At 39.6% G+C, this 26,065-nt stretch carries 19 protein-coding genes; 12 read left to right on the plus strand and 7 right to left on the minus strand.

Features of this window, described 5'->3' with window-relative positions:
- The 8 genes from LBH98_08475 to LBH98_08510 all read left to right on the plus strand — a co-directional run.
- Positions 1-318 (plus strand): hypothetical protein (locus tag LBH98_08475; GenBank protein ID MDR0304782.1); only part of this gene is annotated, 318 nt, incomplete at its 5' end.
- On the plus strand, positions 315-3,956 hold the full coding sequence (locus LBH98_08480) for a leucine-rich repeat protein (protein MDR0304783.1): 3,642 nt from the start codon (positions 315-317) through the stop codon (positions 3,954-3,956). The genes LBH98_08475 and LBH98_08480, both read left to right, overlap by 4 nt.
- Positions 3,957-4,119: 163 nt before the next feature.
- Complete coding sequence (locus LBH98_08485; GenBank protein MDR0304784.1) at positions 4,120-7,104, plus strand: C10 family peptidase; 2,985 nt, start codon at positions 4,120-4,122, stop codon at positions 7,102-7,104.
- A 783-nt stretch (positions 7,105-7,887) separates the two neighbouring features.
- On the plus strand, positions 7,888-9,018 hold the full coding sequence (locus tag LBH98_08490) for a 1-acyl-sn-glycerol-3-phosphate acyltransferase (GenBank protein ID MDR0304785.1): 1,131 nt from the start codon (positions 7,888-7,890) through the stop codon (positions 9,016-9,018).
- A 1-nt stretch (position 9,019) separates the two neighbouring features.
- Complete coding sequence (locus LBH98_08495; GenBank protein MDR0304786.1) at positions 9,020-10,366, plus strand: diadenylate cyclase; 1,347 nt, start codon at positions 9,020-9,022, stop codon at positions 10,364-10,366.
- A 1-nt stretch (position 10,367) separates the two neighbouring features.
- Positions 10,368-10,754, plus strand: a complete 387-nt coding sequence (locus tag LBH98_08500) for a septum formation initiator family protein (protein ID MDR0304787.1) — start codon at positions 10,368-10,370, stop codon at positions 10,752-10,754.
- 15 nt (positions 10,755-10,769) lie between these two features.
- On the plus strand, positions 10,770-12,614 hold the full coding sequence (gene dnaG, locus LBH98_08505; protein MDR0304788.1) for a DNA primase: 1,845 nt from the start codon (positions 10,770-10,772) through the stop codon (positions 12,612-12,614).
- Positions 12,607-14,013 carry a sigma-70 family RNA polymerase sigma factor gene (locus tag LBH98_08510; protein ID MDR0304789.1) on the plus strand — a complete coding sequence of 469 codons (1,407 nt, stop codon included), beginning with the start codon at positions 12,607-12,609 and terminating at the stop codon, positions 14,011-14,013. The genes dnaG and LBH98_08510 overlap by 8 nt, the downstream gene beginning before the upstream one ends.
- A gap of 1 nt (position 14,014) precedes the next feature.
- On the opposite strand, the gene LBH98_08515 is transcribed toward LBH98_08510, so the two are convergent.
- The 4 genes from LBH98_08515 to cysS form a co-directional block, all read right to left on the minus strand.
- On the minus strand, positions 14,015-14,593 hold the full coding sequence (locus LBH98_08515; protein MDR0304790.1) for a C40 family peptidase: 579 nt from the start codon (positions 14,591-14,593) through the stop codon (positions 14,015-14,017).
- A gap of 46 nt (positions 14,594-14,639) precedes the next feature.
- Positions 14,640-16,058 (minus strand): Asp-tRNA(Asn)/Glu-tRNA(Gln) amidotransferase subunit GatA, encoded by a 1,419-nt coding sequence (gene gatA / locus LBH98_08520; protein ID MDR0304791.1) that lies wholly within the window; start codon positions 16,056-16,058, stop codon positions 14,640-14,642.
- 14 nt (positions 16,059-16,072) lie between these two features.
- Entirely contained in the window at positions 16,073-16,363 is a 291-nt protein-coding gene (locus LBH98_08525) for a DUF4321 domain-containing protein (GenBank protein MDR0304792.1), read from the minus strand.
- A gap of 136 nt (positions 16,364-16,499) precedes the next feature.
- Positions 16,500-17,939 carry a cysteine--tRNA ligase gene (gene cysS, locus LBH98_08530; protein ID MDR0304793.1) on the minus strand — a complete coding sequence of 480 codons (1,440 nt, stop codon included), beginning with the start codon at positions 17,937-17,939 and terminating at the stop codon, positions 16,500-16,502.
- 304 nt (positions 17,940-18,243) lie between these two features.
- Here cysS and LBH98_08535 point away from each other — a divergent pair, with 304 nt between their 5' ends.
- Positions 18,244-19,458 (plus strand): DUF2322 family protein, encoded by a 1,215-nt coding sequence (locus tag LBH98_08535; GenBank protein MDR0304794.1) that lies wholly within the window; start codon positions 18,244-18,246, stop codon positions 19,456-19,458.
- A gap of 44 nt (positions 19,459-19,502) precedes the next feature.
- Entirely contained in the window at positions 19,503-20,243 is a 741-nt protein-coding gene (locus LBH98_08540) for an ATP-binding cassette domain-containing protein (GenBank protein MDR0304795.1), read from the plus strand.
- Here the strand turns inward: LBH98_08540 and LBH98_08545 are convergent.
- On the minus strand, positions 20,224-20,667 hold the full coding sequence (locus LBH98_08545) for a GatB/YqeY domain-containing protein (GenBank protein ID MDR0304796.1): 444 nt from the start codon (positions 20,665-20,667) through the stop codon (positions 20,224-20,226). The genes LBH98_08540 and LBH98_08545 overlap by 20 nt on opposite strands.
- Positions 20,668-20,679: 12 nt before the next feature.
- On the minus strand, positions 20,680-21,213 hold the full coding sequence (locus LBH98_08550; GenBank protein MDR0304797.1) for a hypothetical protein: 534 nt from the start codon (positions 21,211-21,213) through the stop codon (positions 20,680-20,682).
- A gap of 96 nt (positions 21,214-21,309) precedes the next feature.
- Between LBH98_08550 and LBH98_08555 the strand changes: the two genes are divergently transcribed.
- Entirely contained in the window at positions 21,310-23,694 is a 2,385-nt protein-coding gene (locus LBH98_08555) for a hypothetical protein (GenBank protein ID MDR0304798.1), read from the plus strand.
- Positions 23,691-24,476, plus strand: a complete 786-nt coding sequence (locus LBH98_08560; protein MDR0304799.1) for a glycosyltransferase — start codon at positions 23,691-23,693, stop codon at positions 24,474-24,476. Before LBH98_08555 ends, LBH98_08560 begins: the two co-directional genes overlap by 4 nt.
- On the opposite strand, the gene LBH98_08565 is transcribed toward LBH98_08560, so the two are convergent.
- Complete coding sequence (locus LBH98_08565; protein MDR0304800.1) at positions 24,463-26,064, minus strand: glycosyltransferase; 1,602 nt, start codon at positions 26,062-26,064, stop codon at positions 24,463-24,465. The two genes, LBH98_08560 and LBH98_08565, sit on opposite strands and share 14 nt — an antisense overlap.
- Position 26,065 lies beyond the last annotated feature (1 nt).

Here is a 26,065-nt window from a genome sequence, read left to right on the forward strand (position 1 = left end):
AAAATCTTTTTTCTTTTTTTTTTTAACGCGGGGGGGCGTGTTCCCCCCCAAATAGCGGGGAAAATAAAATACAAAATGGGGGGCGCCCCCCCCCCCCCCCCCCCCCCCCCGATAAGTCTTTGTTTTTCAGGCGCTTACGTGTATTTATCTAATATAATATTTCGATATTATATCACCGTATTTCGTAAAGTTTCTTTTACGATAATTTATTCCTTATCATATAGTTTACAAAAAATTGTTTTCGTGAATAAATTTTATTCGAGTTTTAAAGGCATCGACGCAAACCGCCGCATTCGGCAAGAAGGAGAAGTTCTATGAAGAACAAAACAAATCTATTGAAAATATTGGCGACAATAACGATCGCCTTAACAACCATGTTCCTCACAACCGCCCATGCAGGAACGTTTACATACACCGACATCAACGAAGCCGGAACGCTCTTTGCCACACTTGATGACGACGGCACGCTGACCATATCAGGCGACGGCGAGATGGACGACTGGGATTCGTATGACGAACAGCCATGGTTCTACGAGAACGAAGAAATCCGCAAAATCGTATTTACCGGAAACATTACCCACATAGGCGAAGAGGCGTTTAGTAACTGCGCCAATCTTTCTACAGTCGTAATTCCCCAAGGAGTAACGACGATTGGCGGCTGGGCGTTTCAATACTGCGAAAAACTTAAATCCGTCACCATAGGCAAAGACGTTGAAACCATCGGCGAATGGGCGTTTTACGATAACCCCAGCCTTGAGGAATTAACGGTAGCCTCCGGCAACACTAACTTTAGCGTTGTGAACGGAGCGCTTCTTACTGACGACGGAAAGACACTTGTGCAGTACACTACCGCCAAACCCGCAGACAATTACACCATACCCGCAGGCGTCGAATTTATCAGAAACGGTGCGTTTGCCTACTGCTACGGTATCGGTTCTCTTGTTATTCCCGACCACGTTATCAAAATCGGTGATTTTGCGTTTGCAAATTGCGGCAACCTTGCGACAGTCTCAATCGGCAACGGAGTTGAGATAATTTTCGGCGATGCGTTTGCGGACTGCGGCGCGCTTACGGAAATCAACGTATCAAAGGACAACGCATACTACGCTTCCTCAGGCGGAGCGCTGTTTGACGGCGACATGAAGAAAATGCTCAAATATCCCGAAGGCAAACAGGGAGCGTACACCATACCCGCAGGCGTTGAAACCATAGACCTAAACGTGTTTGCAAATTGCATGGAGCTTACATCGATAGTTATCCCTTCAAGCGTAAATTTTATCGGCGACTGGGCGTTTGCGTCATGTAAGAACCTTTCGTCGGTAACCGTCGGCAGCGGAGTTGAGATAATCGGCGGCTCGGCGTTTAACGGATGCACTGCACTCAAAACCATAACAATACCTGCAAACGTAACATTTATATTCCCCGATGCGTTTGCGAACTGCGACGCGCTTACGGAAATCAACGTAGCGGCGGAAAACAATGATTATACTTCGATTAACGGTGCGCTCTTCAACAAAGACAAGACGACGCTTATTCAGTATCCGACATGTAAGCAGGGAGCATATACGGAAATGCCCGCCTCCGTTACAACAATTACCAACAGTGCGTTTAGCGGATGCAAAGGTCTTACGGCGATTACCATAGGCGAAAACGTTGAAACCATCGGTCATTATGCATTCTTTCAATGCGAAAAACTCGCTTCGGTAAATCTTCCGGCAAGCGTTACAGAAATCGGAGACTGTGCGTTTAAAGGGTGCGAAAGTATGGCGGAACTCGTATTAGGCGGCGGAGTCGAGATAATCGGCGAATGGGCGTTTGCCGAATGCAAGAACATTACTTCGGTTACCATTCCGGCAAGTGTAACCGACATTGGCGAATATACGTTTTTCAACTGTGAAAGTATGACACAACTTGTCGTCGGCGAAGGCGTTGAAACCATCGGCAACAGTGCGTTTGAAGGCTGCGCAAGCCTTACTTCTGCAAATCTTCCTCAAGGCGTAACCGACATTGGCGACTGGGCGTTTGCAGGCTGCGAAAGCCTTGCTTATCTTACCATTCCGGCAAGTGTAACCGACATTGGCTACATGGCGTTTTTCAATTGTGCAAGCCTTGCTTCGGTAAAAGTATCATGGGGAACCGTCGGCGATCTTCCGCTTATCCAAGATGATGCGTTTCGTGAATGCCGGACGGAAACGGTATGGCTTGATGTACCTGCCGGCAAAGAAGACATGTATGCCGCAGCGGACGTATGGCAGGGTTTCTATATTGAAGGCAAATCCGCAAAGCCGAGCGGACAGTGCGGCGATTATCTGTATTATGAGTACAATCCGGCGACGGCAACGCTTACGATTGAATACACAGGCGCTGACCCGAACACGCAGACGGGCGATATGTGGGACGAAAATGATGATTCTCGTTTTCCCAACGGGACGATGCCATGGGTTGAGGACAACTACAGTGACAAAATCCGCACGCTTGACCTGCAAGAGGGAATAACGTACATCGGTTTCGACGCTTTTTATCACTGCACGGCTCTGACCGATGTAAATATACCGCAGAGTGTTACAAGAATTGGCATGTGGGCGTTTGACCAATGCCATAAACTTACTTCAATAACCATACCGGCAGGCGTAATCGAAATCGGCGGCAATGTGTTTAACGGCTGCAGTGCGCTCACGGAAATTAACGTAGCGATGGAAAACAATAAATACGCTTCGGTGGACGGAGCGCTGTTCAACAAAGACAGGACGACGCTGTATATGTGTCCGGAAGGCAAGCAGGGAGCATACGCCGTACCTGTAGGCGTTCTGCACATTGAATCGTTCGCGTTTTTCAATTGCGATAAATTGACTTCGGTAAGCATATCTGCCGACGTAAAGACGATTGGCATACAAGCGTTTTTCAATTGCAGAGCGCTCACGGAAATTAACGTAGCGATGGAAAACAATAAATACGCTTCGGTGGACGGAGCGCTGTTCAACAAAGACAAGACGACGCTCGTGTCGTATCCGGGGGCGAACAGAGAGGCATACTCCGTACCGACAGGCGTTCGCGTCATTGAAGCGTTTGCGTTTGGTACCTGCGCAAGTCTCACGTCTTTAGACCTTCCGGAGGGCATTGAGCGTATCGAAGAGTATGCGTTCTACAACGCAAATCTTACGTCTGTAAATCTGCCTGAGAGTATTGAGTATATAGGCCGTGGCGTGTTTGATATCCGGTCGCTCACGTCCGTTACCAACCATGCCGCCGCGCCTCTTAAGTCTCCCGACCTTGACGAAGACGCGTTCGGCTATCTTGACCTTAGTCTGTGTACGCTTTATGTACCGACGGGGTCTGTGGCGGCATATAAAGCGGCTCCGTTATGGGAAGACTTTGCCGTGATAAGTGCGATTACATACTCGGTAACATATTTGCTTAACGGAGGAGTGGGCGGCGCTCCGACCCAAACGCCAAAGGCTCCAGGCGCGACGTTTGCGGCGGCATCGCTTCCTGCAGGCGTTACCGCACCGTCGGGCAAGCATTTTGTCGGCTGGAATACTAAGGCGGACGGCAGCGGCGAAAATTATTCGGCGGACGCGAACGTAACCATGCCTGCGAGTAATCTTACTCTTTATGCGATGTGGGAAACGGATGAAGACGATACGCCAATCCGTGAGTTCAATAAGTCTGACGGGCGCACGGGGATTAGACTGTTAAGCAACATAGTCTCCGACAAGGCGGTTATCACTATCGACTTACCCGACAACGAGAGAGTTTCTCAGGTTAAAGCGGTAATCTATGACAATGTTGGTAATGTGGTGTTTGAGAAGACTGAGAGAAGCAGTAAGGTTGAATGGAATTTGATTAATTTTTCGGGACGTTACGTTGCTAATGGGATGTATATGATACTTGTCGAAGCGAAGAGCGTTAGCGGAAAAACCTATGCGTATTCCGCTAAACTGGGAGTAAGAAAATAATATGGCGCTGGATTGCTTCGCTGCGCTCGCAAAGACAGGACAGACTTGTCATTACGGAGAAAAGAGTGAGTAACGACAATTCGTCATTGCGAGAAATGTAACGACGAAGTAGTCCAGAGGACGAAAGAATATAGGAAAGAAGAATTACTAAAAGGAGTGTCGTATGCAAAGTAACGGTAAAATTTTCAAAATAGCGGCGGCGATTTGTATCGCCGTCGTCCTCGCCATTCCTATTACGACGCAGGCAAAACCGGTCGAATTAAAAGACGCTCAAACTATGGCGCAAAGATTCACGGAGTCAAAACGCGGACAATCGACAAAAGCGAACGTTCAATTAAAACATACCGCCAAAAAACAGGGACAAAAACCTGGCGGCGGTTCTGTTAGCGGAAACGTCGCACAAAGCGCACCGGACGATATTGCTTCATATTATGTCTTTAACATAAACGAAGACGCAGGCGGCGGATTTGTAATTGTGGCTGGCGACGACGCGGTAAAGCCGATACTTGGATACTGTGAAAACGGAAGTTATGACGAGAATGATTTGCCGCCCAACTTTGCTTACTGGATGAATTATTTACAGGAGCAAATAGTTTGGGCGCAGGAACAAAACATTCCACAGAGTGAAAATATTCGTCAGGAATGGGAGAGTTACATGGCGGAAAATGTTCCCGTAACGACAAACGCGGCAAGCGCCGTTTCTCCGCTTATACAGACAAAATGGGACCAAACTTCGCCGTATAACAATATGTGTCCGACGGATGGCGGCAATCGCAGCGTAACCGGATGTGTGGCGACGGCTATGGCGCAAATAATGAAATATTACAATCATCCGCTTCGCGGAAACGGGCAAAGCCTATCTTATACCGGAACTGATGGAGTATTCGTACCGTCGGTAAATTTCGGCGCGACTACTTACGATTGGAGCAATATGCAAGATACATATACGTCAAGCGCTGCCGATACACCGCAAAATAATGCGGTAGCGACCTTAATGTATCATTGCGGAGCGAGTGTGAAAATGAATTACGGCTTCGATGCAAGCGGAGCTTATTCCAGTGATGTTCCGTTAGCATTAACAACTTATTTCGGATATGACAAAAGCATTCAACGCAAACAAAGACAACACTACGGCGATGAGGAATGGGAGGCAATGCTTACCGGACAGATAGATGCCGGACTTCCTGTGTATTACAACGGGGAGGACACAATATACGGCGGGCATGCTTTTATTCTTGACGGATACGACGAGTCAGGCAGGTTTCATTTCAACTGGGGATGGGGTGGCTCACAGGACGGATATTTTGTAACCACAATGTTGAATCCGAACATATATAAATTCAATCAAGGTCATGGGATTATCATCGACATCAAACCTGACGAAGGTGGCGTTGCTTTCGGTTATGAATTTGCGCTGACAGGACTTTCCTCTAATAAGAACACAGCGTTTCACAATGATGCGTTTACCGTCTCAATATCAAGATTGTCAAACGAATCTGTTTTGGGTATTTTTCCCGGCGGGCAGTTGAATGTTGCATTAGTTGATGACAGTGGTAATATTTTAGCGCTTACAGCAACGGCAAGCAAGAATATAGGAAGTTTGCCAAATGGCTATGTATATTCCGACTTGACATTCAACTGCGTTGCGCCGAACACGATAGCGTTAGGGCAATACAAACTGAGAATTGTTACCAGACCGACAGGCGGCGATTGGAAAATAGTTACTGTCGGCAATCCAAACAGCATTGATTTTACAATAGTATGTATAGATGCGCAAGAACCGACAATATCCGTACAGCCGCTTGACACTGCGGTAATTGTGGGTGAGAATTACGCTTTAAGCGTATCGGCAAGCGTGACCGACGGCGGAACGCTTAGTTATCAATGGTTTTCAAACACGTCGGCAAGTAACAGCGGCGGCGCGGTAATTATCGATGAAACGGATTCCTGCATAAACGTACCTGCGGATATTTTGGGAACGTATTACTATTATGTAGAAGTAACGAACACAAACGACTATGCGACGGTAAACAAGACTGTAACGACAACAAGCGATGCAGCCGCGGTAACGGTGAACAGTGCGGTTCCGAACGTCGTTTGGCCTGTTGCGACAACGATAACTTACGGTAACGCGCTTTCGACATCGACGCTTAGCGGCGGAAGTGCGACCGGTACAGGCGATGTAAGTATCTTGGGCGTATTTGCGTGGGATGACGGCTTAATTACTCCAACGGTAACAAATACCGGCTACGGCGTAACGTTTACACCCGACGATAATAAATACCTGCAAGTAACAAAAGACGATTTGGCGATAACGGTAAATAAAGCAACTCCGGCATACACAGAAACAGCGCCGACAAACATGTCTGCAATCTATGGCGAAACCTTGGCGGATGTTGCAGAATTGCCAAGCGGATGGTCTTGGATGATCCCTGCGACTTTGGTAGGAGCGGCGGGAGAACAGACGCACAAGGCTAAGTTTACGCCGATCGACGTCGCTAACTATAATGTTGTAGAAAACATTGACGTTAAAGTGAATGTAGCGAAGGCGATAGGCGCAACGGTTACCGCTCCGGTTTTTGCAAGCAAAACGTATAACAGCGTTACGATAAACGAAATAGTCGCTCCGGCAAACGGACAAGTTGTGAACTATGCGATAAATACTTTAAACGCCGCTCCTGCCGACGCGGTTGCGTGGAAAACCGCTTTGACATTTACGGGTCTTCTTCCCGATAAGGATTATTACATATTCGCCCGTACGGCTGAAAACGCAAATTACAAATCGGGCGCGGTTTCTTCGGCTATACATGTAACAACCGATGCGGACGGCGCAAATCCTATATTTAAGGATAAGAATCCCGACAGGCGCAGCGGCATTAGGCTGTCGAGTAATATTGTGTCGGACAAGGCGACTATCGCCATAGATTTACCGAACAACGAGAGAGTTTCGCAGATGAAAGCAGTCTTTTATGACAATACCGGAAACGTTGTATTTGAGGCTGAAGGAAGAGGCGGTAAGATTGAGTGGAATTTGACGAATAACGCCGGAAGAAATGCGGCGAACGGTACATATTTGGCGGTTATCGAGGCGAGAGGAAATAACGGAAAAACATACAAATACTCGACTAAAATTGGAGTAAGACGATAATGTGACGGCTGGATTGCTTCGCTACGCTCGCAAAGACGGCAACAATTGGCTCGCAAATATTTTTCAACAAAATCAAGAAAAGTAATTTTCTTTAGCAAAGCCATAAAATAAATATTATATTCTTTAACAACAAAAAACTTTTTTATGGAGAAAACACGGTAACAATGAACTCTCGTTTTTATAACTACAGAACACCAGTAAAAGCAATCTCTATGGCTATCGCGTATATGTATGGACTTGAGCTTAATGAATATATAAACGAGAGTGATAATTTGATGAACACAAATTCTTTTTATTACCACTTAAACCATCAACAATGGGACACATTACGCTTAAAAATTCCATATTAACGTAAGAAATTGATATGATAATCAAACTATTAAAAACGATCCCTTTGTTATTTGCGTCTAAGATTTTTGCTGAACACAATGACATCATTGTTAATTACGTCTTTGAAAACAGAAATGTGTGACAAAAGTATTTTCAAGAGGAAGAGCGCGACTGACGGCGGTTTCTTTGCGGAAGAACTAATTACAAAAGAGAAAATATCTGGCAGGAAGAATCGCTTTTTCCTATTGCAACGGATTAACTTCGGCGACAATTCCAAATTCGGTAACTTCTATCGGCGATTACGCTATGACGGCACGGGACAGGGCGCAAAAAAACTGAATTTTTTCTTGAAAATATTTTACCTGAATTATACCCTGAAAAATATTTCATCGTGCAGACGATTGGAATTAAATTATTTTACAAATAATAAAACCACTACTTACAGGGGAAATTGTGGACGAAAAAAATAATGACGTAAAACGAAAATATTCCAGAACGCTCGAAGCCGAGAAAAGTGCATTCTTAAGATTTTTTAATAGAACGGTCAGAAAAATAATTGTCTTAAATCAAGAAAACGTTAATAATATGCCTCACGGAAGAATGATAGTTTGCTGCACGCATAGAAGCCATCTTGATTATATAATACTCGGATTAAAAATTCCGGAATTCGGCGCGGATCAAATTCGTTTTGCGGCAGGCGACAATCTTACAAGAATACCGATGCTTGGAAAACTTTTTCGTTCGGTAGGCGCATTTTCCGTTTATAGAGGAAGATCGTCACAGAAAAGCTATATTACACGCCTTGCCGATCAAATAAAATTAATGGTCGCAAGCGGAGATTCGGTTATCGTTTTTCCGGAAGGCGGAAGGAGTTACAGCGGACGTATGCTTGACATCAAATCCGGAATTTTAGCCGCAGGAGTTTTGGCGCAAAAAGATGATGCGAAAAAATCCGTTTATTATCTCCCGCTTGCAATAAATTACACAAAAATACCGGATTTAAGAGCTTTTAGTTTACTTTTGACAGGGAGAAATCTGCGCGATAACAAAAAAAATGCATTTCTTAAATTTTCAGGAACGTTTATATATTATTTCGCAGACGTTTGGGTGTTTTTAACTTCGTGGATTTTTAATATTCGCACCGATGTAGTTTTAAACGTAGGAAAACCGACCGCATTGTCTGAAATCACCGACGTAGAAAACAAATTCAGCGCCGCCGCAAGATCGCCGATAGTAGCGAATCGTGATTCCATAAACGAATGTTCTCAATGGGTTGGAAAGCAGCTTAATCGATTGTTTCCTATTCTTCCTATAAATGCAATCGCATACTTACTTGATAATTTCGGAGTTGGCGGATGCAACGAAAAAAATCTTGAGAAAATTATAAAAGATTTAAAAGATTTGGGGCTTTATGTTAATCTGCTTGAAGCGGATTCAGCCAAAAATATTATTAAAGACGGAATAAAGGCGCTTAAAGAAAACGGGGTTATACGCAAATATTTTCGTATTTCGATTAAAAGAAAAAAACGTTTGAAGTATTTTGCGGATTTCATAAATTCATATTTCAACGAAAACGGAGAATAGCATGTCGTTTCGCGAATATCTTATCAGCGACGTCATTCTTGATATCGAAGACGAATTAAAAGAAGACGCTCTTTACACGGTTGCAAAAAGAATGTGTAAAAAAGCTAAAATAGTAAAATATAAATCGGTCGTTGAAGATATTTTACGCCGAGAAGAAACGGTTTCGTCGTTTGTCGGACAAGGAGTCGCAATTCCGAGAGTATGTGCGCAGATTGAAACCGATTTTGCAATAATTGTAGCAAGAAATACCGAAGGAATAAATTATGACGCGGCGAGAAACGCAAAAGCGAACATTCTGGTAATGGTGTTTGTAAATAAAAATGTTGATGAAAATAAGGTTATTGAGCTGACTGCGGACATTGCGACTTTTTTCAAAGACCCTATAATAAATAACATACTCAAAAACGAAGAAGCGGACACAATATCGGAGTTATTTCCATCATCGCCGGAATACGAATCTTCAGAAAACAAAGTCCGAAAAGAACCGATATTATCTTCGGCTTCCGCCCTTGCACGTGAAATTAACGCAAAGGCTATTTTGATTTTCGCCGATGTAAAACAAGACATGGAATTTCTAAAAAATATACGTACCAGAAAACAAATTATCATAGTAACGGGGAATAAAAGCAGATTTGCCGATAAAATAACCGATTACGATTTGGTTCAAGCCCCTGTATCTAAAGTGGGAGGAATCGGACAAGTTAAAATCGGCATTCTTTTGGCGTTATCACGAAATCTCATTTCTCGTGAGGACGTCGTCGTCTGCGTAGCCGGCACGTTCGGCAAAGATGTGTTTAATTTGATTTCCGTCGTGGATATAGATAAAGAGTTTGATTTCTTTTTCACGCACACGCGCTCGTTAACGCCGCCGGACGTTAAACCCGAAGTTCTCGAAAGAGTTCTCGGTATCGCCACCGAAATAGGTGTTGACGGAAGAGAAGGAAAATCCGTAGGAACAATATTTGTTTTAGGGGATACGGAAAATGTAAATTCTTACATAAAACAGTTGATAATAAACCCGTTTAAAGGTTACAAAAAATCAGAAAGAAACGTACTTGACCCTGCAATAGAAGAAACGATAAAGGAGTTTTCCGCTATAGACGGCGCATTTATAATAAGCGGAGACGGAATTGTCGTTTCCGCCGGAAGTTATTTGAATCCGTCGTTTCCTAATATCGGAATGATACCGGAGCTTTTAAGCGGTCTGGGAACCCGTCACGCCGCGGGTGCAGGAATAACTGTCTGCACTAACGCAATAGCGATAGTAATTTCGGAATCTAACGGTCAGGTGACCGTTTTCAAAAACGGTTCGGTAGTCCTCACTCTTTCAAAACAGAACGGACTCTAAAATGAAAAATCCGATATTCAAAATACTTGTCGCCGGCGTTATAATAGTGGTAGCCTTTGCATGGAGACAGCCGATTATTTATTTTATAGATAAAACAAAAATACAAAAAGAGTTGAAAGAAAAAACCGCCGAAGAAGATTCGCTTAGACAAATTGTTCAAACGATAAAAGACAACGCAGAGGAAAAACGAAAAACAGCCCGTAAATTAGGCTATTCAAAAAACGATGAAATAATGATTAAAATCGTAACTCCTGACGATGAAAAAGAAAGTAAAAAAGTCAAAACGAACGCATTCCTTTCAATTTCCGCTGTTTTGGTGTTTTTTCTTATTATAACATTTGCCGTTTCATCCAGGAATAATGATAAAACCAAATTAAAATCCGAATAATATTTTGGAGCTTTTATGGCTGAAATTAACAATAAATATGCAAGAATTAAAGACGAAATTAGAAAAAAAATCGATATCGTATCGCTGATTGAACATTACGTCCCGCTAAAACAAACCGGAAACGGGTATATAGGACTTTGTCCGTTTCATAATGAGAAAACGCCGTCATTTTCAGTTCAACCCAATGCAGACAACGGAGGTTTTTACCATTGTTTCGGCTGTCAAAAAAGCGGCGATGCGTTTACATTTTTAATGGAAAAAGAAGGACTTTCGTTTATAGACGCGATGAAATCATTAGCCAGAGAATATGGTATTCTATGGGATATTGAAGAAGATAAAGAGAACTGCGATTATAATACATCTACGCGAGCGAATTTACTTAAAGCGACAGAATTTGCAACAAATTTTTTCTATAACGAAATGACCAAAAGCGCTGAAGCGAAAAATTATCTCAAAGAACGCGGTATTCTCGGCGAAACGGCAAAAGAATTCCGCTTGGGTTTTGCGCCAAACTATTCCAATAAACTCTTGAAAGCAGCCCAAACAAACGGGATTGCGGAAAATATTTTAATTCAGGCGGCGCTGGTTAAAAGAAATGAAATCGGTATTTTTGATTTTTTCCGCAATCGCATAATATTCCCGATTTTTGATTCCGCCGGACACCCTGTCGCTTTCGGAGGACGAGCGTTTGGCGACGAAAAACCCAAATATATAAATTCGACTAATACGTCGCTTTACGATAAAAGCAGAATTTTTTACGGCTATTTTCAATCTCAAAAAGAAATTAAAACACAAAAAACCGTTATAATAGTCGAGGGATATATGGACATGCTCGCGCTTTATCAAAACGGCATAAAAAACGCAGTCGCTCCTTGCGGAACAAGTTTTTCGGAAGAACATGCAAAATTTTTAAGCAGAATCGCTCAAAAAGCGGTAATTGTTCTTGACGGGGACGAAGCCGGAATAAACGGCGCAAAAAAAATCGTTGAAAAATTACTACCGTTTGAAATTGACATACGTTACGTTTTAATACCGGAAAATCAAGATCCGGATGAATTTATTAAAAGTGAAAACGGAAAAGAAAATTTTTTACGGTTAATAAAAAACGCACAAGACGGATTTAGTTTTTTAATCAATTGGATAGAAAGGCAGTATAACGTTTTTGAGCCTTCGGGGAAAAGTAAGGCTATTAGAGAAATTTGTAAAATACTTTCAACCGTAAAAAGTGAAATCATGCTTTCGGATTTCATTACGATTCTATCTATCCGTTACAAAATTTCTATGAAAGAAATCCGAAAAAGTATCAAGAATTATAATGAGAAACAAAATTATGATGCGACTCCCCCATCTCTCTTAAAAGATAAAATAGAAAATGAGAATTATCAGATATTTCATACAGAACAAGGGAAAGCAATACACATATTTTTTTGTTTTCCTCAAATCTTACAGGAGTATATGTACGAAATTTCACATGATTTTTTTACAGACCCTATTATAAATAAACTATATTATTTTATGAGAGAAGAAAAATTTGACCGTAAAAATTTTCTTGAAAACAAAGAATTAAGCGAACGGGAAAAGGCGTTCTTAATAATTTTGGCAAGTGAAAAATTGACCGAGCTTGATAAAGAGAGCAACAAACAAGTTTTTATGAGTGAAAAAGAAGCGAAAAAACAAATTGCCGCAAAGATTAATAAATTTAAGATAATAGAAATACAAAAAGAAAACGAATTTTTAAAAAATAAAATTCGAGAAGAAAGCAATGAAGAGAAAAAAAAGATTTTTATAGATAAAATTACTGAAAATCTTAAAGAAATTACGGTTATAAAAAATAAAAAACGGAGCGATCGAAATGAGTGAAATTTCAGTAGAAGAAAAACTTAAATTTCTTTTGAAACTAGCAAAACTTCAAGGTTTCGTCGGAATATTGCAGATAAAAGATATTTCCAATGATCTTAGCGAAGAAAAAAATCTTACACAAAAACTTGAAGAAAATTCGGTGGAAATAAACCATTTTTTAAAAACAGTCCATAATTATAAAACGGCGTCTTATCAAACAAAAAAAGAAAATAAATTTATGCTTACAACACGAACCGACGAAAACGGAGAATCGTTTCTTTTAGGTACGAAATATGAAAAAGAATTATTTGAAAAATTGTCTTCCGCTCGAAATAATATGTTAGAATTTGCATTCAAGAACGGTGAAATTCGTGAATTTATGTACGAAATGTCAGAAAAAATAGTCGATGGAACGATAAAAATTTCGTCTATAGTAAATTGCGAAAAAGAAAATGAATCTGTCGAGAATTGTAAGGGGAAATTTATAGAAACAGTACAAAAAATAAAGAAAAATTTAGAAAAAAATAAAGAAATAGAGCAAAAAACCGTTAACTTGTTTTTTGCTCTCAACCTTAACGAAAAAACAAAAGGCGTAATTTACAATAAATACAAGTTGACGAAGAATTATAAAAACGAAGTCACGTATGAACTTTATAAATGGGAGCAAATTTATTCCAATTCCAAAAGAGAAATTATTGAAGCGAATATTCGTCTGGTTTTCAGCATCGCAAAAGAATACTGTACGATTCATAAGGGAATTTTAGACATAAGCGATATAATTCAGGAAGGTAATATCGGTCTAATCAATGCAGTGGAAAGTTTTGACATCGGCAAAGGAAACAAATTTTCATCATGGGCGGTTTGGTATATAAGGCGACAAATTTGGTATGCGGTAAATTCATATAAAAATATGGTTTATATCCCGTCAAAAGCATCGACTAATATTTATAAAATGTTGGCTTTTGAGGAAAAATATAAAGTGCAAAACGGGAAAAGTCCGACAATTGCAGAAATTGCTAAAGAATTTAACCTGAAAGAAAAGCAAATAATTTCACTTAAATCTTCTGACTTTTACAGCGCCGTTCCTAATTACGAAGCAACGCTAAGCGATGACGATTCCGATGAGAAAATTGACGGATTATCCACTTTCCAACGCAACCCGTTTGATATTTTAGCCGCTTCTATACTAAAAAAAGACATATGCTCAATACTTGACAAAATGGGTGAAAGAGAACGGAGAATGATAGAATTATATTTCGGATTGCTTAACGACGAAGAACCGATGGGTTTATCGCAAATAGGAGAATTATATGGGCTGTCCAGTGAAAGAGTGCGCCAAATTATAGAAAAAAATATAACAAATATCCGAAATTCAAAAGACGGTAAAACGTTACTTGAAGATTATAAAATTTTGGAATAATTTAAGGTAAAAGCCGTCTAAATCCCACAAAATTATCTTTCCAATAATTATCTGAAATATGGCTGTATGCAACTCCTCTTGTGGAACTTGAATGAATAAATTTCCCATTTCCTATATAAATACCCGTATGATCTATTTTCTTTCGATTTTTAGGAGAATGAAAAAAACACAAATCTCCTTCTTTTAACGAACTCATGGCGACCGGTACGCCTTTATTAAACATTTCTTCTGCACTTTCACGCTTAAACGTATTATATCCGGCGTCTTGAAAAACTCGCCAGACAAACCCGGAACAATCAAAACCACGCTTAGTCGTTCCGCCGTAATAGTAAGGCGAACCGATATATTTTTCGGCGGCTTGTTTTATGCTTTGCAGCGAATGTAAAGTAAAAGTCGCGTCAGGAATTTCCTCATACTTCTTACGTTGAACGTCAAAATCATCGTCAACAAAATCATCGTTTAATGTTTCTTCTTCTTTGACAACCGCCCTGTCTTGATATGAGGGACGAACAGATGAAGCGTTTCTTTGCCAATTGTTTTTGTAATTTTCATCAAAAGACGGGCGTATCGAAATATTCAAAGTTGTACATCCGATAATAAAAAATACCGAGAAACAAAGAAAAATTTTAATTAAATTTTTCCAATTCTTTGGCGATAGCATAAGAAAATTCCATTTTGAAATTCGGAGCCATAAGTTGTATGCCGATAGGCAAGCCGTTTATTTTACCCATTGGAAGAGCGAGTCCGGAGCATCCCGCCAAATTTGCGGAAACGGTATAAATATCGTTCAGATACATTTGAAGCGGGTCGCCTATTTCGCCTATTTTAAACGCCGACGACGGCGTTACAGGCGACAAAATTACATTACATTTCACAAACGCATTTTTGAAATCTTGCGCAATTAACGAACGTACCTGCGCCGCTTTAATATAATATGCATCATAATATCCTGAGCTCAAAACATACGTACCAAGCATTATTCTGCGTTTAACTTCTTCCCCAAACCCCTCTTCACGAGTAAATTTAAACATATCGTCAATCGTTTTGGAATTTGAACTTCTATAACCAAATCGAACTCCGTCGAAACGCGATAAATTGGAAGACGCTTCCGCAGTAGCGATAATATAATACACGGCAATGGCATACTTCATATTTTCAAGAGAAATATCGACAAACTTAATTCCCGCATCTTTAAGAAATTTAACCTTTTCTTCAAACAAGGTTCGAACATCTTTAGGTAAATCGTCGCTCAAATATTCTTTAGGAATTCCTACAATCGCATCTTTTATATTTTTTGTTTCAACCCCTGTATAACTTTTTTGGCAATTTGTCGAATCACGCTTATCTGCAGAGGCGATAACGCGTAATAAATATTCTGCGTCTTCTATCGAATTCGCCATAGGACCTATTTGGTCAAGTGAAGAAGCAAAAGCGATCAGTCCGTATCTGCTTACCATGCCATAAGCCGGTTTCAAGCCGACAATTCCGCAGTATGACGCCGGCTGACGAATAGAGCCGCCGGTGTCGCTCCCAAGTGCGAGCGGAACCATATCCGCAGCGACCGCCGCGGCGCTTCCACCGGAACTTCCGCCGGGCACCCTTTGTAAATCATGTGGATTTTTGACCGTTCCAAAATACGATGTCTCATTACTGGATCCCATTGCAAATTCGTCCATATTCGCCTTGCCTACGATAATCGCACCGGCTTTTTTCAGTTCCTCGACAACATGCGCGTCGTATGGCGGAATGTAGTTTTCAAGCATTTTTGAACCGCAAGTCGTACGGATTCCTTTTGTAGAAATATTATCTTTCACGGCGATAGGAATACCGCAAAGCGGAAGTTTTCTTTTCTCTTCTAAACTCAAATCATCAATGTTTTTTGCGGTTTGACGGGCATAATCATCACAAACGGTTATGAACGCGTTTATATATTTATTTTTTTCGGCAATTACGGTCAGCGATTTTTCTATTATTGATTTTGCGGAAATTTCACCTGTCTGGACTTTCTTTGAAACATTTTCGACGGACACATCAAAAAAACCCATTTTGTTCCTTGTTCCTATCTGTAACGACGATAAACATAAAGCGCTACAACAATTCCGACAAATGACAAAAGATTAAACTGCGTTTGCAGTCCGAATTGAAATTTTATTGCACCTATATCGACTGAAATCGGATTAGGATATCCTACAGAAATCGGAAGGAAACTAAATGTGAAAATCTCTTTAACGACAACATAGTCGCCCGGGATAAATCCGATAAGCAAACTTAAATAACTTCCTATTATAATTCCGATAACCGTTACAAGAACAAGCATTGAAACGCTTAATTTCTCAGCCCTTTTAGCCATGAATCACCCCCAAATATCATATAGATATATTTATAATTTGTAAAGAAAATAATATCTGCCGAATAAAATGAAGAACATATTTTTGCATTTAAGCAATATTTTTTGTTTTTATCCAACGCGGAAAAAAACTATAAACCTATAACTTTTTGCACAAAACGCCGTCCCTGCCGTCTAAAATTTCAATACCTTTAGCGGTTATCGCATCTCTTATTTCGTCCGCCGTCTTAAAGTCTTTCGCCTTTTTTGCGGCAGATCTTTTGTCAAGCAAATCGACGATTTCTTTTAATTCGTTTTGCGGCGTTTCAGCAAAGCCGTCAAATTTTATATCGCCTATTACTTTTATATCGTTTGTTTTTTCACAAAATAAATCAAGCGCTAAAATTTCATCCGCTTTTTTAATTGCCGCTTTTTTTATTTTGCCAGAAACTGCGCCGTTTTTTAAGATTCCCCAAACTTCCGCAAGCGCAACCGGCATATTCATATCGTCCAAAATCGCCTTATAAAAACCTTCGAGTACATTTTCAATTTCTTCTTTCGACACTTTTTCATCATCAAAATCTGTGATTTTCTGCACCGTATTTCTCACATTATTAAGTCCGGTTTGCGCCGCCGAAACGTTATCTATAGAAAACGACAACTGCTTGCGGTAATGACTTGAATAACAAAAATAGCGGTAAGCCAGCGGATCTATTTTTTGCTTTTTCAGCGTATCGACAGTAATAAAATTATCACCGGATTTTGACATTTTTCCGTTTTCTATAACCAAAAATTCGCCGTGAATCCAAAACCTGCAAAACTCCTTGTCTGTCGCCGCTTCAACTTGCGCGATTTCGTTTGTGTGATGAATAGGAATGTGGTCTATTCCTCCGCAATGAATATCAAGCGGCTGCGACAAATATTTTAGCGACATCGCAGAACATTCTATATGCCATCCGGGAAATCCCACTCCCCATGGACTTTCCCACTCCATTGCACGCTTTTTGTCTTTGGGCGAAAACTTCCATAGCGCAAAATCGGTTTTATTTTTCTTATCGCCCGCTTCAATTCTGTGCCCTTCCTGCAAATTTTCGATATCCAAACGAGCGAATTTTGCGTAATTTGAAAATTTTGAAGAGTCGAAATAAATTCCGTCCGCTGTTTCGTAGGTATATCCTTTTTCGACAAGTTTTTGTACCATATCTATCATTTCTTTTATATGGTCGGTGGCTTTAGGAATTATCGTCGGACGTAAAATCTTGAGGTCTCCGCAATTTCTAAAGAACGCTTCGGTATAAAATTCGGCAATATCTCGAACAGACTTCCCGTCGCGTGTCGCGCCTTTTTCCATTTTATCGTCTCCGCTGTCCGCATCGCCGGTCAGATGTCCGACGTCCGTAATATTCATGACATGTTTGATTTCATAGTCCAAATATTCAAGGATACGCCGAAGAACATCCTCAAAAATATACGTTCGCATATTTCCTATGTGAGCATAGCCGTAAACAGTCGGTCCACAGCAATATATCCCGACCTTATTTTCAGCGGTAAAAATTTCCTTTTTCCGTGATTTTGTGTTGTAAAGCCAAAATTCTTTCATACTCTTTTTCCAAAATTTTGAATAACATCCATACTGTTCTATAATTAATCCGCTCTACAATCTGATTTAGGCTTGAATCGCATAGAAAAATAATTTTTGCGAATACTAAAATGTCAAACATTGCGAGAACACAATGCAGTTAAGTTTTGATAATGTTTGGAAAGAATACTGTCAGAAAATTTATTGAGGTTTTCCTATCTTTTTTTGTTTGCAAACATATAGTATTTTATGTGATTGTATAACCCTATCGTTTATAGGGATAACTAAGATTGCATATTAATTCCCTAAAAGAAAGCAGGCGAACGTGTCATTTGAAGAAAACGTAAACAGTTTGAAATCGGCGGCGTGTCTTGATAAAATTGATGTCATAAAAAATTCAAAATTAATCGGCGAAATAAAAAATGACGTTTCGACAAAAGAATCACTTAAAATTTATGCTCATTTGGTCGATTTTGATAACGGCTCTATATATTATGAGACTGCACAAAAGGGGCTTGAACTTTATGCGGAAACAGTTAAAGACGCAAAACAAAATCCGGGGAAACATCCTAATATAGACCGCCTTTTAGATTTAAAAGAAAACGAATTTCTTAAAATAGTTGTGCATTACCGTGAAAATGAAAAGCTTCGCGAAAATATTGAAAAATTTGCAAATTTGAAGCGCATTGGAAAACTTTTGGACGAAAAAACCGCCGCCCTTGCCGCATTCAACGAACTAATGGATTTATTGGAATCCGGCATGGCGAGAACAGCGCAAATCATAGACGGAGAATGGCAGGCGAATTTGTGGGTGAAAGAAGGGATAATGCTCGGTTTTGTACTTGGGAACACCGTAGTTTATCGCGGCGGCGACGATATCCAATTTACAGACAAAGAAACATTTCCTCTGCGAAAAATTTTACCGCAGTCGCAAATACGTCTTGTGCCGCCGGCAACCGGACTCAGACGCGGCGCGTTTGCGGGAAAAGGAGTGATTTTTATGCCGCCGGCATATGCGAATGTCGGTGCGCACATATCAAATAATTCTATGATTGAAAATTTGGCCGGAAGTTGCTGCCAAGTCGGGCGCGACTGCCACATTTCCGCAGGTGCGATTATCGGCGGCGTACTTGACCCGATTGAAGCGACGCCTGTAATTATCGGCGACAACGTTCTTTTAGGCGAAGGAAGCGGAATAACGCAAGGCTGTCGTCTCGGAGATCTGACAACGCTTGCGCCGGGGGTACACTTGTCGAAAGCGACTGCGGTCGTCGACCCGATTAAAAACGTCGCATATACTTCAAACGGGATTTGTGAACTTGTGGAATATAAAATGGGTGACGCAAAACTATTCAGTGTAGGAAAAATAATTGAAGAAAAGGACAATACTTACGGTCCTGAAGTTCCAAGCGGCGCACTTGTGATTCCTGGCTTTTCGATGTCGAGTTCAGGCTTTCCTAAACTCACTCCTTTTGTAGCCAAATACATAACGCACAAATCTCAACGAGCGTATGCTTTAGAAGACGCGCTTCGAAGTTGAGAGGAACAAGATTCAACGTCTAAACTGGGGTTAAGGAGAAAGAAGTGATAGAGCTTATACACACGACAAAAACATACGACAGAGAATTTGAGGCTGTTTCGGATTTGTCGTTATTTATAGACAAAGGAGAATTTGTTTTCTTAACCGGACAAAGCGGTGCAGGAAAAACGACTTTACTTAAATTGATTTACCGCGAAGAACTGCCGTCAAGCGGAACCGTCAATGTATGCGGAATAACGACTCAACCTCAAACACCGCCGAGCGTTTTAAGAAAAACCACTCCGGCGATCCGCAGAAAAATAGGTATAGTTTTTCAAGATATTCGGCTTTTAAATACCTATACGGTTTTTGACAATGTTGCATTCGCAGCGCGTATCCTTGGCGGAAGCGAACAGAGTATAAAAAAGCGGGTTTTTAAATCTCTTGCGGTTGTCGGACTTGCACATAAAAGTTGTAACTTCCCATTGCAACTTTCGGGAGGCGAGCAACAAAGGGTCGCAATCGCAAGAGCAATTGTTAATGAACCTTTGATATTGATTGCGGACGAACCTACGGGAAATCTCGACCGCATAATCTCAGACGAAATATTTGCACTCTTGCAAGAAATAAACAATTGGGGAACGACGGTAGTTATGTCAACGCACGACTTATCGTTTACACAACGCACATCGTACCGTGAAATAGTATTGGGACACGGAAAAATAACAAAAGGAACTGCGAACAGGATAAATAGAATTTCACACAATAATTACTTTGAGCCGATTTCTATACCAAAGCCGCTTTAACCAAATCATTAACTAATTTTCCATCGGCTTTCCCTTTAACTATCGGCATCAAAATAGCCATGACTTTCCCCATTTCTTTGGCACCGGACGCGCCGGATTTTGCAACAGCGTCGTCAACAATAGTTTTCAATTCGTCAGGCGAAAGTTGTTTCGGCTGATAACGTTTATATATATCAATTTCAAATTCTTCTTGCATTGCAAGATCTTCTCTTCCCGCCGATTTGTATTGGTCGGCCGATTCCAAACGAGTTTTTATTCCTTTTGCCAGAATAGTAAAAATATCCTCGTCTGAAGCGGTCCTCTTGCCGTTTATTTCAAAATTCTTTATATCGGAATGAAGCGTTCTTAAAACTAATAATTTTTCTTTTTCCCCTGATTTCATAGTGATTTTAATGTCTTCTTGCAACTGTTGCGCAACGCTCATAAATCTACTCCTTTATTTCTTTTTTCTTTCAAAAGTTAACCTGTATATATGTTCTTCAAAAGCATTCATAGTTCCGAAAACTTTTGTTTCTTCTTCAATGTTATTCGCTTCAATATATTCTTCTACGGGGGAACTTGGCGAAAGGAATAAAACTACTTTTCCCGTTTGGCAAATTTTTTCTTTATAATCAATAACCGCTTTCATTGCGGTATCGTCAATTTCCATCACACCTTCAAATCTAATCGTTATTATATGCGTGGGTAATTTATGAACCTCTTCAAGACCGACATTTATTTTATCCAAAAACTTCTCTGTAATCATTCCGGAAAAACTTAACATAACATATTTGTGGTGCTTAGTAATCATATAATCCAAAAACGGCTCGACGATATTTTCCAACTCCGTTTCACTTTTAACCGTTCCTTTAGTTTGGAATTTTGCGACCAGATCCTTGACCGTACGCACGGGAATATGAGTGCTTTCGGATATCTGTTGAACCGAAATTTTGTGCTGATACATCTTGTAAATTTTATAATAAATGTTCATAAACACTTGCCTTTCCCGCTAAAATTATCAGCCAAATGTTATTTTACATAAACAAAAATATGTTTTGCCGCAAGTTTTTTTCAAAAAAAGGTTTTTATGTTTAGATTTTTTAAAATTATCTTCTTATTAACGTCCGCATCGTTTGCTTCCGGGATTGAACCGTTAAATATTTTGAATTTTTCAGCAGTTAATAGCGGGAACGACGTTTCAAAACAAAACGATACCATTTGGGTCGCCACAAACGGCGGGTTGGCTCAGTTTCAATATTCAAGCGGAAATTTTATAACGCTTCATCATTCCAACGAACAATTTCCCGAGATTTCGCTTTCGGCTTTGCATATTGATAACGATGGATTGTGGATTGGAAGCGAGAACGGATACTTGTATTATCGCCAAAAAAACAAAAAACAAAAAATTTATAACGACTTGTTTTTGATAAAAAGCAAAATTTATACGATTAAATCATTCAAAGATTACTTGATTATCGGGCATGATAAGGGCGTATCGGTTTTAGATAAGAAAAAAGGCAATATTATTTCCACAAAACGAAATTTTCAAGATTTCATAGATGCCGGCGTAAATTTGATTGAAATCAAAAACGACACCATTTGGGTTGCGATAAAAAGCGGCGCAAAAGGCGGTGTGGCAAAGCTAGAAAATTTTTCTAAATATGTAGATAATTCGAAATTCGGCGACAATTCGCCTTTGTCAGGGCAAACCCCTTGGAAAACTATTGAAAATTCGACAGCCATGGTAAAAACACTTTTTTATGCGGAAGACAAAATTAAATATTTTGAAAATTTCGTTTTGTTCGACGATAATTATAGGATAGAAACACAAGGGAACGATTTAATTAAATACGACGATTCGGGAAATAAAATCGCAAATCTCTACCTTGAAAGCGATATAAATTTTCTAAAATTCATTGACGGTAAAATTGTAGTCGGAACAAAATTTGATTTTTCTCAGATAATAAATTTCGGAAACGATAAACGGCTTATAGTTCCAGGACTTGTCAACAATACGAATATTGAAAAATTATTTGTCGACAGCGAGCAATCCCTTTGGATATTGCCGTCAATAGTAAAAGACGAGTGGTGGAATGCGCTTACAAGAATATTTCGCGGCAACCAAATAAAACATTACAAAGATATTGACGGGATGGGTACGATAAGTAACGGTTGCCCGGATTTTACCGCGATTACTCAAAACGGGAATCGAATGTTTTTCGGATATTGCGGAGATCCTTTGAGAGAATACAATTTAAGTGCGGATTCATGGGGCGTATGGGTTTTTGATATAAGAAATTATACTAATTATCCGTTGTTTGTATCGGATTGGAAAGGGACTTGTAATGCGGACTGGAATGCCGGGTGGGATGGGTATTATTGGCTTAAGGTCGATGCTTTAATTACAGATAAAAACGGGATTATTTGGGGAACTTATTGGCGCGACATCAAACTCGGCAATGTTGAAATGCCGATAATTTTTGCGTTTCATCCGCAAAAGAACGAATTTCGCTATTTATTGATTGACAAACCGCAAGACGAGTTGACTTCTCCGAATAATTTGGCGTTAAGCGGCAAAAACGATTTGCTTCTCGGCTTTAAAGGGAAAGAAGAATTATGGATTATTGATGCGAATAAAAATCCGTTTGATACTACAACGGAGTCAATGGAATATCGCAAAAATAAAATTTTTCTTGACGGCAAATTATCAAAATTGCAAACAACCGGCTCGGGAAACGTGTTGATAGGCACAGACAAAGAACCTGTTATTTTTACTTATGACAAATCCTCAAAGCATACAATCGTTTCAATAAAATATCTTCCGGCGGAGAGATTTTCTGAAATAACAAACGATATCGTTTTGGAATATTCGGAAGAATTGTGGGGAGATTACGAAGGACAGTCAATAATTCGTAACGTTTTTTGGATTGCAAATAAAAAAGTCGGCGTCGAGAGAGTTGTAATTGATGAGTATTTATCGCAAAACGGAATTCTTGATTCGGCGGTTTATAGCGATGAACAAACAGCTTTCTCTTTTTCGACTGTAAACGGTTCAATAAACCAAAATATTTCGGCGTTGGCAATAGATTCAGTTCAAAATTTACTGTGGATCGGCGGCGACAAGGGAATTACGAGAATTCGACTGCCGGAAAGAAGCGGAATTTCTTCTCAGACAAAAATTGATTTTGTGTTTCCTAATCCGTATTTGTTAAGTAAGCATAATTTTCTTTCTATCCCTAGTATTTCGCAGAATTCTATTGTTGATATTTACACGATTTCCGGGAAATTAGTGAAACATATTGACGAGAATTCGGCAGAAAAACATAAAACTATAGACGGAACTTATATTTACAAATGGAAAATTCCACAAAATACCGCTCCGGGAACTTATCTTATCGCCGTAAAACCGCATAACAACGACAAGATTGTCAACAAAAACACAAAACTTTACAAATTGACGGTGATACCTTGAATATAACGGCTGTGATTACAACTTGCAACCGCCTAAACAAATTGAAAAAAGCGGTAAAATCGGTAGAAAATCAGGTGTTTTTACCAAATGAATTGATAATTGTCGACGATAATTCTCACGACGGAACACAAGAATATTGTGAAAATTTGAAAGAGGTTTCAAAAATTCCGATAATTTATTTCCGTAACAATTTTAGGGTCGGCTCAAATGTGTGCAGGAACCAAGCGATTGAGCGTGCAAGCGGAGAATATATTGCATTTTTAGATGATGACGACGAATGGTTTCCAGAGAAATTAAGAATCCAATACGAAACTGTAAAAAAAGAGAACGCCGATTTGGTTTATACCGGCGTTAAAATGACGGATTCCGGAAGGAAAAAGATTTACTTTCACAATCCGTTTCCGTTCACGCCGAAATTTGCAATAATGTTTGGAAATTTTGTAGGAATTACGTCCACAATGATGATCAAATCCGAAATGTTAAAAGAAACCGGAGGGTTTGATTGCAGTATTCCATCGCTTCAGGACTATGAATTGATTATTCGTTTGATAAACAATAACGCAAATGTTAAAGGAATTAAAATTCCGCTTGTAGAATATGGATCGACAAACAATAAAAACGTTTCCGTTTCATCAAGAAATTTTTTTAAAGCGTCAAAAATAATTTTAAAAAAAAGTCCGATAATTTATCGTCCTTTACAATTTATAGGACTTTTGAGAATTTTTTCTCAAAAACTGATAAAAACGGAAAACTTTCGCGAAAATTTATTCAGATTTTCATGAAATTTTTTAATTTTAATCTTTCGCTCAAATCACTGTCCGGCGGAAGCCAAAAAACAGAAATACCGTCCAATTTCCCATCGGACAGCGCTTTGATTATGGTCGAATACCAATCGGTTTTTGAACCGATAACCAGCGTATCCGGGGAATATTTTTTGATGATTTCACTCAAATTTTGTATGTTTCCTATAACTTCATAGCCGTTTATTACCGTAGAATTTGAGCTTTCTACTGTCGATATTATTCCAAGTATTTGCGTGTTTCTGTCGTCTAACGTTGAGACTAATACCGATAAAAACGGTTCTTCCGCGAGCAAAATAACGCTGCCGTATCCTGCGAAATATTTTTTGTAAAACTTTGACAAGGGTGAAACAAGCGTTCTCCAATATACTATTGAAATCGCCGACAGTAATCCTGACGAAAAAATAATAATTCTTGAAAATGCAACCTCCTGAAATAAGTAATAAAAAGCGAACAATAACAATAAAGAAATGGCAAGCGCCCGTATAGTTTCATTTTTCTCGGGCTTAGGCTTACCGTAATGTCCGCTTACCCCCAGAGAAACTATAAGTGTAAATGTTAAAATCAAGTGAGAAAAAAAGGCATATTTTGGATAAATGGAATAAATAAAATTTCTTTGCGGTACAACGCTATAAATAAAAGCGAAAATGGGTAAAAAGGCATTTGCGAAAAATAAATCTATGAAAAAAACTCGTGAATTTCTAATTATTAGTCCAGAAATATTTATTCCACCCATAATCAAAATACAAAAATTAAGCGCCCATTTTGGAAAAAACGAACCATATCTTTTATTATGTTTTTTTGAAAACAAAATCATCGCTTCATAAAAATTTATTCTTGATTTTAATTTTTCCGAAGTCGAACTTCTGCCCTTAAAGTGAACAATCTTTGTTTGAGGCGTATAGTGAACTCTGAATCCGGCATCTTTTACTTTTGCCGATAAATCCAAATCTTCGCCGTACATAAAAAAACTTTCGTCAAATCCGCCTACTTGCAAAAACAAATTTTTCGTAATGAAAAAACACGCGCCTGAAGCCGCATCAATATCGCATTCATCGTCCGGCGAAATCCAAGATAAATTATAACTTCCGAATAATTTGTTTTTCGGGAAGATTTTCGAAAGTCCGCTTATATAACAAAAAGCGTTTAAAGGCGTTGGAAAACTGCGACGACACTGGAACTGAAAACTTCCGTCTTGATTTAGAATTTTAGGTCCTAAAATTCCCACATCCTTGTTTTTCTCCAAAAAATCAATCCCCGTTGAAAGTGTGTTTTTTGAGATCATTGTGTCCGGATTAAGCATTAAGAGGTATTCTCCCGAAGCAATACCGGCGCCGATGTTACACGCTTTCCCAAAACCGTGATTGGTTTTTAATTCTACATATTTTACAAAAGGGAAATCTTTGTTTATCAATTCTTTTGAACCGTCTTCGGATTTATTATCGACAACGACGATTTCACAGTTTTCAAAATTATCGGCTGCGACAATTGAGCGAATCGCCTGCATGAGAAAATCGCGAACTTTATAATTTACTATTATTATTGAAAGTTTGATATTATTCATTTCCATA

The organism is Chitinispirillales bacterium, from assembly GCA_031254455.1.
In the GTDB taxonomy this organism is placed as follows: Bacteria; Fibrobacterota; Chitinivibrionia; order Chitinivibrionales; family Chitinivibrionaceae; genus WRFX01.